Here is a 10,953-nt window from a genome sequence, read left to right on the forward strand (position 1 = left end):
ACCATGAATATTCATAGGTAGGATATAACATTTCTCCAAAAACAAGGCACCCTTCCACATAAGGAAGAGCACCTTGTTTTTTATTATTTCAATTGGTCATCAAGCCTTATTCATACACTTTTTTACTGCGGAATTTCATCAGGAACTCATACACTACCGGCACGACAACCAAGGTCAGCAGGGTGGAGCTGACGAGACCGCCGATAACTGTTACACCGAGGCCCTTGGAGATGATGCCGGCGCTATTTTCGAGGCCGGATACGAGCGGCAGCAATGCGCCGATGGTCGCCAGTGCGGTCATCAGGATCGGACGCAAGCGGGTGGCTCCGGCTTCAAGCAAGGCTTGGCGTGTAGGCATTCCTTCTTTTTCCTTGTGGATTACACGGTCGATCAGGACAATCGCATTGGTGACGACGATCCCGATCAGCATCAGTGCGCCCATGAGCGCCGAGACGTTGAGGGTTTCTCCGGCCAGCAGCAGGGCAACCAGTGCACCGATGACGGTGAACGGCAGGGAGAACAGGATTGCGAACGGGGCCAGACCGCCGCCGAAGGTAACCACGAGCACGAAATACACGATGGCAATCGCAGCCGCCATGGCAATTCCAAGCTGTCCGAACGTATCGTTAATCTGCTCGGTTACACCGCCGAAGGTGACGGTCACCCCGTCCGGCAGATCGAGCGCGTCGATTTTTTCCTTGACGCTGTTCGAAGCACTGTTCACGTCACTCGAGATAATCTCGGCGGTGACATCGACCTTCATTTTACCGTCTTCGCGGGTAATGGAGTCCGGCGAAGTGCCGTTCTCAATCTTGGCTACCTCGCCAATCGGCACCGTAATGCCCAGCGGGGAGGTCAGCGTAGCCTTTTCCATTTCCTGAATGCTGCTGTACGTGTCCTTATCAGTTTCAATGTAGACATTATAGTTTTTACCGTCTACCGTTACCTCAGTCAGCACTGGGCGGGTACCCATAGGACTAAGCTTCATGGCAATTTGTCCGGCGGTAAGACCGAGGGAACTGAGCTTCGCCTGATCGGCAACGATGGTGTATTGATCATAGGCTTCGGAGAGACTGGTTTTTCCATCCTTGAAGTTGCCGGTGTCCGCCTGCACAATGCCGGCAATTTCGTCGGCTACCGGCTTAAGCTGATCCAGACTGTCGCCAAAAATATTCACGGTCAGCGTATTGCCGCCAAGGCCCCCGCCTGACATACCGGACATATCGCCCCAGACTCCATCCGGCACCTCCTTGGTCAGGCCTTCAATCAGCTTTTCTTTGACGGTATCGAAATCCGGAGTATCGCTGTCATAGGTTACATAGAACAGCCCCGAGTTGCCGGAGCCCATACCGAACGGGCTGCTGCCGCCGATAGAATACTGCATTTTGTCCAAATGCTTTTGAGCCAGAATGTATTTCTCGGCTTTCAGGCCTTGCTCCTTCACGTCTTCCAGCGTCTGTCCGGCTTTTGGAGAGAAGGTGAGCATAACGTTTTTCTCTTCCTGGGAAGGCATGAAGCTGACACCGATCGGTTTGATCAGGAACAAGCTGCCCACCAGCAGAAGCACGGCTACCCCGAAGGTAATCAGCTTATGGGAGAGAGACCAGTTCAGAATTTTCTGATAGCCGGCTGCCATTCTGCCCGGCTTGTCGCTGTGGCTGTTCTTGCCTTTCTTCAAGCCGTTGCGGAACAGCGTGTGTGCCAGTGCAGGCACCAGGGTAATAGCCACTACCAGTGAAGCCAGCAGAGCGAATACCATCGTGAGGGCAAAAGGCAGGAACAGCTCGCCCACCATACCGCTGACAAAAGCAAGCGGCAGGAACACAGCGATGGTAACGATCGTGGAGGACATGATCGGCACGAACATTTCACGTGTTGCCGCGCTGATCAGCTCCCGTCCGCGCAGCTTCTCGCCCGACAGGGTCAGCCGCCGGAAGATATTCTCAATGACGACAATCGAGTCATCCACGACACGCCCAATGGCGACGGTCATTGCTCCCAGCGTCATCATATTTAGGGTAATGTCCATCTGGCGCAAGCAGAGAATTGCAATGAGCAGCGACAATGGAATGGAGATGATGGAAATAATCGTCGAGCGGATATTCCGCAGGAAGAGCAGTATAATCAGCACGGCGAACAGGGCGCCAAAGGCAGCCTTGGACAGCATGGTGTTTACGGAATCCTCAATCGGCTTTCCTTGGTCCAGCAGAACCGTAAGATCCATCGATTTATATTGCTTCTTCAGTTCATCGGTCTTGTCTTTGACGCCGTTAACCACATCTACTGTGTTGGCATCATTGGCTTTCACGATCTGAATCCCGAGGGATTCCTTGCCGTTGGTGCGGGAGATGGACTCCGATTTCCCTGTAACCTCAATATTGGCCAGCTCTCCAAGCTTCACGGTTGGCAGTCCGGTCATAGCTGCTCCGCCGGCTGCACTGCCAGCGGCATTCCCGGCTGCGCCATTGGCTGCTCCAGCTCCCGGAGCTGCAGCCGCACCAGCAGGTGTGCCTGCGTTTATCGAAGCTCCGCCACTTGGGCCCGCTGCACCCGCACCAGCCGCGCCGGATGGCACAACGGGAATGCTCAGGTTTTTCAGATCATCAACGGTAGTAACATTGCCGTCCACTACAACGGCTTTCTGTGACTCCTCCATTGTGAAGAGTCCAAGCGGCACGCGCAGGGAAGACCCTTGGACAATTCCTTTAATGGTATCCTCGGTCAGTCCATACTGTTTCAGCTTGTCCTGGTTGAACTTCAGCGTAACCTCTTTGACGTATTGTCCGGCAATCTGCACGGAAGCCACGCCTTCGATATCTTCCAGGGCTGGACGGATATCATTCTCAGCAATGCGGGTCAGGCTCTCCAGATCGGAGGAGCCGCTGTCGGACAAGCTGAGTGAAATAACCGGCAGGGAGCTAAGGCTGAACCGTGAAATCTGCGGTTTCTGCACATTATCCGGCAGGGCAACCTCATTCAGCGCCTCGCGCACGGCTGCTGTAGCATTATCCAGATTCGTGCCATAATCAAATTCAATAGTAATGCTTGAGGCATTTTCGAGCGAGTTCGAGGTCAATGTCTTCACGCCGTCCACATTGCGGAGCTTCTGCTCCAGCGGTTTGCTGACATCGTTCACCACGCCCTCAGGTGCCGCCCCCGGGTAAATGGTTGTGATACTGAGATAAGGGATGCTGATATTAGGCAGTGTTTCCTGCTTCATGGTCAGGCCGCTGTACAGACCGGCGAACACGATAATAATGGTCAGAAGCCAAATCGCGAATTTGTTTCTGAGCGAAAAGTTAATAAGGCTCTTCATAAGTTACGTTTCTGCTCCTCTCGGGCCTTCCGTAGGGAACGCCTCCAGTATAAAATCTGCTTGCTTGTACTGCCTATCCGTTTTTCTCTCTCTGCTGCCGTTATATGCCTGGTTCATGAAACCCGCATACACCCTGCATGTGAAACGAACCGAGCTTCTTCAGCTCCTCCAGCTGCGGATGAACCGCAGGATAGCTCTGGAGGTTGCCGATCATCCCCTGGATAATCGCCTTCCGCGGATGAGGCATGAGAATTTCGCTTTCCAGAATGGCTATCGATTCCAAGGCATCCTCCGTACTTTGCGGGTCTGCACCGGAGCCGGCATGTAACCGTTCCTTCATTTCTTTGAGGAGCTGCAAAGGATTGCGGTGGCTGCTGCCTTCATAATTCTCCATCCAGCTCTCCAGGGCTACGGAGGAGAACAGGGGGGCCGGCCGGCCGGCATGCAGACCTGCTACCACGATGTCCAATACATCCACCAGATGGTTGGCAAGACGCGGAATGGAAACGAAAGACTCGTGGTTGAACAGCAAAAAAATATAGGAATGAATCATTCCATGCCCGAGCAGGAACAATTCTCCTGTATAAGGCAGGACCTCCTTTCCATATAGGGTTTCCAGCTTATTCTGGCTCCACTTCAGCAATGGGCCATTAATCTTGCGCAGCCATTCGGGCGCATCTGTCATTCCTTTTCCGGCCAGCTCCTGAAATTGCCGCTGGAAAAACTCGCGCAGCTCGTACACATGGTGAAGCAGAATTTCAATCTGGTTGCGCAGCTTCTCGCGCGGCGTTCTTGAGCTGTTCTGTTCTTCCTGCTGCAAGGGATCGCGGATCATGCGAAAGCAATATATATAAATGCTGCGCTCCAGCTCCTCCTTGGATTTGAATACCAGATAGAGACTGCCCTTGGACATCCCGCATAACTCGGCAATCTCCTGCATCGAAGTGGAGGACGAGCCTTTCACAGCGAATAGCTGCATGGCTGTTTTGATGATTAGCTCCTTTTTATTCGTAGTTTTATCAGCTGCCAAAGAATGTGACTCCTCTCTGACTCAGGAGTTCTGTAATTGACTCTCTGGTCGAACCGATTATAGTATAGAACGGGAGCCATTTCAAATGTAGCTACGTTGAAGGCGGTCAAGAGGTTACATTATTGTTGTAATTACTGTTTTGCAGCGGATATTAGCTAGGAAGAAATAGATTCTTCATGTAATATATAAATGTGTCATTTTCGTGATGAAAGGCAGAAAGAGAAGGTAGGTTATCTATGAGAAGAGGATTGCAGGCTATAGTCATTATTGCAGCTTTATTAGCATTTTATTACTTTGGCTTCGGCTTGTTGGGCAGCACCGTCGGGACCATTGTCAGTGTTTTCTCTACATTGACTGTCATTTCCATTGGCCTCGGTATTTTTATGGAGAACCGTAATCCCTCCACAACGATGTCATGGATTCTGCTGCTGGCCTTGATTCCGGTAGTGGGACTCATTCTTTATTTCCTGTTCGGACAGAATGTATTCAAACGGCGCAAATATGATAAGAAAGCTCAACGTGACCAGATGGCCTATGAGCGGATTGAGAATGATGCTCTGCGCATGCATCAGGACTGGTCGATCTTTGACACCACCCGGCAGAAGCTGCTGGGCTTGTCGCAGAGACTGGCACGAACCCCGATTTCATTCAATTCCGAGACACGTATCCTAACCAATGGTGAGGAAACATTCGGCACACTGCTGCTGGAGCTGCGGCAGGCGCAGCACCATATCCATATGGAATATTATATTTTTCGGGCCGATCATATCGGGACCCGCATTCAGCAGATCCTGATTGAAAAAGCCCGTGCGGGCGTTGCCGTCAGATTTATGTATGATGCGGTGGGAAGCATTCAGCTGTCCCGAGCCTTTCTGAAGGAATTAAGCGATGCCGGAGTTCAGGTGGCGGCCTACGGGAATTCCACTTCCTTTTTCTCAAGCCGGGTCAACTACCGGAATCACCGCAAAATCGTCGTGATTGACGGAGATGTCGGCTTCATGGGCGGGCTGAATGTTGGCGATGAATATCTCAGCCGCAGCAAGACCTACGGATTCTGGCGGGATACCCATATGCTGGTCCGGGGTGAAGCGGTGCGGACGATGCAGATTATTTTCCTGCAGGACTGGATGCATACGACCGGCGAAAAAATTCTCGAGCAGGATTACCTCTCCCCGCAGCTGCGGTTCACGAATGGCGACGGGGCGGTGCAGATTATCGCCAGCGGACCGGATAATGAGCGCCGTGCGCTGAAGAATATTTTCTTCTCGATGATCACCTCGGCGGAAAAGTCGGTCTGGATCGCCACCCCATACTTTATCCCGGATGAAGATATCTTAACCGCGCTGCGGGTAGCCGCGATGTCGGGGCTGGATGTGCGGCTGCTGTTCCCGGCCAAACCGGATAAATGGCTTCCTTTTCTGGCCTCACACTCTTATTTCCCGGCGCTGCTGGAATCCGGTGTGAAAATCTATGAGTATGAAAAGGGCTTCATTCACTCCAAGCTGCTGATCACCGACGGTGAAATTGCAACCATAGGCACAGCGAACATGGACATGCGCAGCTTCCATTTGAACTTTGAGGTCAATGCGCTGCTGCTGCAAACGGAAAGTGTCTCCCGGATTGTGGCCGACTTTGAACGCGACCTGCTGTCGACCCGCCAGATTGTGCATGAGACGTTTATGAACAAACGGCTGCTGGAGCGGGTGCTGGAATCGGCGGCAAGGCTGATGTCTCCGCTGCTGTAGTGAGGCTGGAGCTGTGAGGGCCACACGGTTGCCAATCGTGCATCTAGTGCGCACTTAACTAAGAGGATATGATTAGAAAAGACCGACGGACCCTGCTGCGTGCAGCTGTCCAGCGGTCTTTTGCATTGGGGAGGAAGATAATGTACAAAGTACAACTGATCATCCTTGCGGGCCATACGCGCTTCTCTTCCCTTAGAAGGTAGTGAAGCCCAGGTTCTTCTGCATCCGGAACAGGATATACTTCATCCAGGTCACATCACTTTGGTAGACTTCAAAAGGCAGGCTGTACTGCGCATCCTCGTTGTTCCACAGCCGGTTGAAGTAGCTTTCCATTTCCGCATAAAGCGGCTGATTCTTCGGCACGGCAATCCAGAGATTATTTTCCAGATTAAAATCATCCAGATTGCGCGCGGTGAAATTGGTCGAGCCGCCCAGAACAATTGATGGTCCGCTGGCCTTGGCAATGAACATCAGCTTGGTATGGTACTGCTCTTTGCCGGTATTATACCAGCGGATGGAAATCTTTCCGCCCGTGCGCTTATTCAGATCCATGGCTGCCGGACGGTTGGGAATACCAATTTTATCCCGCCCGAAGGCGTTTTGGTTCGGGTCCATTAAGAGCCGGATGTCGGCTCCGCGTGCGGAAGCCTTCACCAGCTCGTCCAGAATCCTGTCGTCGGCCAAATAGAACATGCCCATCCACAGTGTATCGCCCTGCCCGGCGGAGCGGATGCCTTGAAGCGCATATTTATAGATATTGCCCTCGGTTAGATAGCGCATCTCCAGCGGGCTTCCGGACTGCGCGGTACTCTCTTCAGTAAATACAGGCAGCTTGCTGAGGATCGGACCTGCTGCAGACAGATTGGCCGCCGCCTGCTCAGTTTTCAGGATATCCGCGATGATGGGGTCCTGCACTTCCAATGCGATGTTGGAATGGTAGACACTGGCATCATGCGCATTGCCCGAAGAGATCAGAGCGGTCTTCGCGCTGCTGAGTTCCGCTCTGGTCCTGATACGTAAGATCATGCCAAAAATAAACGCGGTCCGCTGTATAGACGGGACTCTCATAGGAAATCCCTGCTGGAAGGGGCTTATGGGTCTGATATATCATCACCCCGGCCAGCCAGAGCACAAGGAGTCCAATCATCCACAAGATCCATTTTCGGCGCCGGTGGTGCGAATGCTTCCGGTGAAACAGAGACAGGTCCTGACCGTTTACATCAGCAGATTTCGTTGCCTCAGGCGGAGCGGTGATGTGATGTGGATTCATGGGTTCCTCCTGAATGTGATGCGGAGTAAACTTGTACTATAAGTATGCTCCGGCAGGTATCCAACTAATTAACACCCGCAGAGGGAAACTGAAGCAGTAGGAATGCCTGATGACGGGAACAAGGGAACATAATCGTTAAATCCATTGCTGATCACACCAGGAACAAACAGGCATATTGGTCCCGTAAATTGCCTGGCGTGGTTGTGGGAGGCTGATATGCTATAATGAAGCGTGCCGGCAGGCAATCAATACAATTCCAATTTACAGACCAGATAAGGGTTAAAACCTTTTGATGTGAAAATCTCATGCGGGTATACATAGATCATTAGGAACGGGGGATGACAGCATGGGCCAGATACCGCAGGATGAGTCACCGCATAAAATATCAAAGACAACAAGCATAGCCCCGCATACGGCAAAACCTGCCGGGCATCAGTCTCTGTTGCCTTCCTCCACGACAGGGGAACGCAAGATTGAACATGTAAGGCTGTGCTTGAACGAGGAGGTTGGGGCCAGCGGCATTACGGCGGGTTTTGAGCATTACCGCTTCCGCCATAATGCACTCCCCGAGCTGAATTACGATGAGATTTCACTGCAGACAGTCTTCTTGGGGCGCGAGCTGCGCACGCCGCTGCTGATCAGCTCCATGACCGGCGGCAGTGCTGCTACCGGCGCTATTAATACCAGGCTGGCGGAGGCCGCTGAACGCCGGGGCTGGGCGCTCGGGGTAGGCTCTATACGGGCGGCAGTCGAGCGGTCCGAGCTGGCGGCTACTTTCCGGGTCCGCGATAAGGCTCCGGGCATTCCTGTGATCGCCAATATCGGAGCGGTCCAATTGTCTTACGGCTTTGGCGTGGAAGAATGCCGCCGGGCTGTAGAGATCGCGGGTGCGGATTGGCTGGTCCTGCATCTGAACGGGATTCAGGAGGTTTTTCAGCCCGAGGGCAATACCGGGTTTGCTGACTTGTTAACCCGGATCGGGCGCGTGTGCAGAGAGCTTGAAATTCCTGTTGGTGTCAAAGAGGTCGGTTGGGGAATTGATGGAGAAACGGCGATGCGGCTGTACGATGCCGGTGTCGCCTTTGTCGATGTGGCGGGCGCCGGCGGCACCTCCTGGAGCCAAGTAGAGAAATTCCGCAGCAGTGATCCAGTCCGGCGGGCTGCCGCAGAGGCCTTCGCGGATTGGGGGATTCCCACCGCAGAGTGCATTGCAGAGGTGCGGGCGGCCTCGAAGCAAGGTGCACTGATCGGCAGCGGCGGGCTGCGGCACGGTGTGGATGCCGCGAAGGCACTGGCGCTCGGTGCGGATCTGGCCGGCTTCGGGCGAAATCTGCTGGGTCCGGCTGTAGCATCCGAGGAAGCGCTGGATCAAGCGCTGGCCCAGGTGGAGCTGGAGCTGCGGACCGCGATGTTCGGCATCGGCGCCCCGGATCTGGCGGCACTCCGCGGGACTCACCGCCTGATAAGACGTTGACATGATTAGAGAATAAGGAATAGGGAAGGGCACAAAACCATGATTAGACTGGTCCAAATGGACGAAACCACATTTCAATTTTTTTTAAGCCAATCCACCAGGGATTACGCGGAGGACAAAATCAAGGCCGGTTCCTGGGATGTCGAAACGGCTATGCAGCTGTCCCAAGATGAGATGACCCGATTTTTACCCGAGGGGCTCAACACGGAAGGGGCTTATCTCTATTCCATAGTAGAGACGGAGTCCGATACCCAGGCCGGATATATCTGGTTCAACGTAAGCGAGGGACGTAACGGGCGTGAAGCATTTATTTATGATTTTTATGTTTTCGAAGCGTTTCAGGGAAAAGGGTACGGCAAGCAGACGCTGCTTGCGCTGGATGAGGAAGCCCGGAAACTCAATATAACCAGAATCGGCCTGCATGTGTTCGGCCAGAACAACCGGGCTTTTGAGCTTTACAAAAAAGCGGGTTTTGCCGTTACCGATATCACCATGTCGAAAGAACTCTAGCAACAGCAGCTGTTCAACCCGGCAAGGGCTGGACATCCGCTGTTGCTGGCAGTTTTGTTCTAATATATAATGGTTGAGATCAAGCCTGGAAATTATGCGGTGATCAATCCAACCGAAAATAGGAGTTGTCATATAAATGGCTTTGAAAGCAGGTATCGTAGGACTTCCCAACGTGGGGAAATCCACATTGTTTAATGCAATTACACAAGCGGGAGCAGAATCCGCCAACTATCCTTTTTGCACAATTGACCCGAACGTGGGTGTCGTGGAAGTGCCGGATGAGCGCTTAGATAAGCTGACAGAGCTGGTGCAGCCGAACAAGACGGTTCCGACTGCTTTTGAATTCGTGGATATTGCCGGTCTGGTACGCGGTGCGAGCAAGGGTGAAGGCCTGGGTAATAAGTTTCTGGCCCATATCCGGGAAGTGGATGCGATTGTTCATGTGGTGCGCTGCTTCGTGGATGAGAACGTTACCCATGTCGATGGCAAAGTGAACCCGGTCAGTGACATTCAGACGATTAACCTGGAGCTGATTCTGGCCGATCTGGAGAGCCTGGAGAAGCGCATCGAACGCTCCCGCAAAAACATCAAGGGCGGCGACAAGAAATACGCCCAGGAAGTAGAAGTGCTTGAGCGGATCAAGGAAGCTCTGTACGAAGATAAACCTGCGCGCAGCGTAGAATTGACCGATGATGAACGTCTGCTTGTGCGCGATCTTCATCTGCTGACCCTGAAGCCGGTGCTGTATGCGGCCAACGTAGGCGAAGATGAAGTGGCTGCTGCCGACGAGAACCCTTACGTTCAGCAGGTCCGTGAGTTTGCTGTTGCCGAGAATGCCGAAGTGGTGCCGATCAGTGCCAAGGTGGAAGCAGAGATTGCCGAACTGGAAGGCGAAGATAAAGCGATGTTCCTGGAAGAGCTGGGCCTGCAGGAATCCGGTCTGAACCGCCTGATTAAGGCAGCCTATAAGCTGCTTGGTCTCTACACTTACTTTACCGCAGGTGTGCAAGAGGTTCGCGCCTGGACCATCCGTAAGGGAACCAAAGCACCTGGTGCGGCCGGTGTCATTCATACGGACTTCGAACGCGGCTTCATTCGTGCGGAGGTCGTAGCTTATGCCGATCTGCTGGCAGCCGGTTCGATGAACGGTGCCAAGGAACGCGGACAGCTGCGTCTGGAAGGCAAGGAATATCTGGTGCAGGACGGCGATGTCATGCATTTCCGTTTTAACGTATAGGCCGTAGCCGTCTAATCAAGGAATAACAGAAGTCATCTGCTTGTAGAAAATCTCTACAACCGGATGACTTTTTTTATCGTCTGAGAAATTATGATTACATTCCATTATGGAAAAGATATTTATAAAATTGGGATAACAATTTTTTGTCCAACTCGTCTCAAGAACGAATGTGAATCGAAATAACGGCAGAAATGCTGTTGTTGAGGAGGAGAAGGGATAAAGGCAGAAATGCAGTTGTCGAAGTAACAATGTGGTGTTTTGGTGAAACTATATAATGTGAAAAATGACGGATGATGAGAACCGGATGATAAGTAAACAAGGAGACTCGCTGCAGGTTGAAATGAGAGGTAAAAGTACCTTTGAATTGTGCG

At 52.5% G+C, this 10,953-nt stretch carries 9 protein-coding genes; 4 read left to right on the plus strand and 5 right to left on the minus strand.

Annotated elements, in window-relative coordinates; translation table 11 throughout:
* Positions 1 to 106: 106 nt before the first annotated feature.
* Entirely contained in the window at positions 107 to 3,316 is a 3,210-nt protein-coding gene (locus BLQ82_RS22235) for an efflux RND transporter permease subunit (protein ID WP_062521181.1), read from the minus strand.
* Positions 3,317 to 3,416: 100 nt separating this feature from the next.
* Positions 3,417 to 4,346, minus strand: a complete 930-nt coding sequence (locus tag BLQ82_RS22240; protein ID WP_062521183.1) for a TetR/AcrR family transcriptional regulator — start codon at positions 4,344 to 4,346, stop codon at positions 3,417 to 3,419.
* A 236-nt stretch (positions 4,347 to 4,582) separates the two neighbouring features.
* Here BLQ82_RS22240 and cls point away from each other — a divergent pair, with 236 nt between their 5' ends.
* Positions 4,583 to 6,091: a cardiolipin synthase gene (cls, locus tag BLQ82_RS22245; protein WP_062521185.1), complete on the plus strand. Its 1,509-nt coding sequence runs from the start codon at positions 4,583 to 4,585 to the stop codon at positions 6,089 to 6,091.
* A 192-nt stretch (positions 6,092 to 6,283) separates the two neighbouring features.
* On the opposite strand, the gene BLQ82_RS22250 is transcribed toward cls, so the two are convergent.
* Both BLQ82_RS22250 and BLQ82_RS32770 read right to left on the minus strand, forming a co-directional pair.
* Positions 6,284 to 7,159 (minus strand): phospholipase D-like domain-containing protein, encoded by an 876-nt coding sequence (locus BLQ82_RS22250; protein ID WP_062521187.1) that lies wholly within the window; start codon positions 7,157 to 7,159, stop codon positions 6,284 to 6,286.
* Positions 7,041 to 7,361 (minus strand): hypothetical protein, encoded by a 321-nt coding sequence (locus tag BLQ82_RS32770; protein WP_244280933.1) that lies wholly within the window; start codon positions 7,359 to 7,361, stop codon positions 7,041 to 7,043. The genes BLQ82_RS22250 and BLQ82_RS32770 overlap by 119 nt, the downstream gene beginning before the upstream one ends.
* A gap of 346 nt (positions 7,362 to 7,707) precedes the next feature.
* Between BLQ82_RS32770 and fni the strand changes: the two genes are divergently transcribed.
* The 3 genes from fni (at position 7,708) to ychF (ending at position 10,582) form a co-directional block, all read left to right on the plus strand.
* The gene (fni, locus tag BLQ82_RS22255; protein WP_082722563.1) at positions 7,708 to 8,835 is read left to right on the plus strand and encodes a type 2 isopentenyl-diphosphate Delta-isomerase; all 1,128 of its coding nucleotides are present in this window, start codon (positions 7,708 to 7,710) and stop codon (positions 8,833 to 8,835) included.
* A 39-nt stretch (positions 8,836 to 8,874) separates the two neighbouring features.
* A complete protein-coding gene (locus BLQ82_RS22260) occupies positions 8,875 to 9,345 on the plus strand; it encodes a GNAT family N-acetyltransferase (protein ID WP_244280934.1) in 471 nt (156 codons plus the stop codon).
* 136 nt (positions 9,346 to 9,481) lie between these two features.
* Complete coding sequence (gene ychF, locus BLQ82_RS22265; protein ID WP_062521189.1) at positions 9,482 to 10,582, plus strand: redox-regulated ATPase YchF; 1,101 nt, start codon at positions 9,482 to 9,484, stop codon at positions 10,580 to 10,582.
* A 157-nt stretch (positions 10,583 to 10,739) separates the two neighbouring features.
* Here the strand turns inward: ychF and BLQ82_RS32405 are convergent.
* On the minus strand, positions 10,740 to 10,953 hold a 214-nt coding region (locus tag BLQ82_RS32405), incomplete at its 5' end, for a hypothetical protein (protein ID WP_208861953.1).

The sequence above is a fragment of the Paenibacillus jilunlii genome, assembly GCF_900102965.1.
GTDB lineage: Bacteria > Bacillota > Bacilli > Paenibacillales > Paenibacillaceae > Paenibacillus_AQ > Paenibacillus_AQ jilunlii.

Excerpts from the sequence above, each read along its gene's own strand:
- BLQ82_RS22260 (WP_244280934.1), top strand. The coding sequence starts at position 8,875 with ATGATTAGACTGGTCCAAATGGACGAAACCACATTTCAATTTTTTTTA.
- fni (WP_082722563.1), top strand. The coding sequence starts at position 7,708 with ATGGGCCAGATACCGCAGGATGAGTCACCGCATAAAATATCAAAGACA.
- ychF (WP_062521189.1), top strand. The coding sequence starts at position 9,482 with ATGGCTTTGAAAGCAGGTATCGTAGGACTTCCCAACGTGGGGAAATCC.
- BLQ82_RS22235 (WP_062521181.1), bottom strand. The coding sequence starts at position 3,316 with ATGAAGAGCCTTATTAACTTTTCGCTCAGAAACAAATTCGCGATTTGG.
- cls (WP_062521185.1), top strand. The coding sequence starts at position 4,583 with ATGAGAAGAGGATTGCAGGCTATAGTCATTATTGCAGCTTTATTAGCA.
- BLQ82_RS22250 (WP_062521187.1), bottom strand. The coding sequence starts at position 7,159 with ATGAGAGTCCCGTCTATACAGCGGACCGCGTTTATTTTTGGCATGATC.
- BLQ82_RS32770 (WP_244280933.1), bottom strand. The coding sequence starts at position 7,361 with ATGAATCCACATCACATCACCGCTCCGCCTGAGGCAACGAAATCTGCT.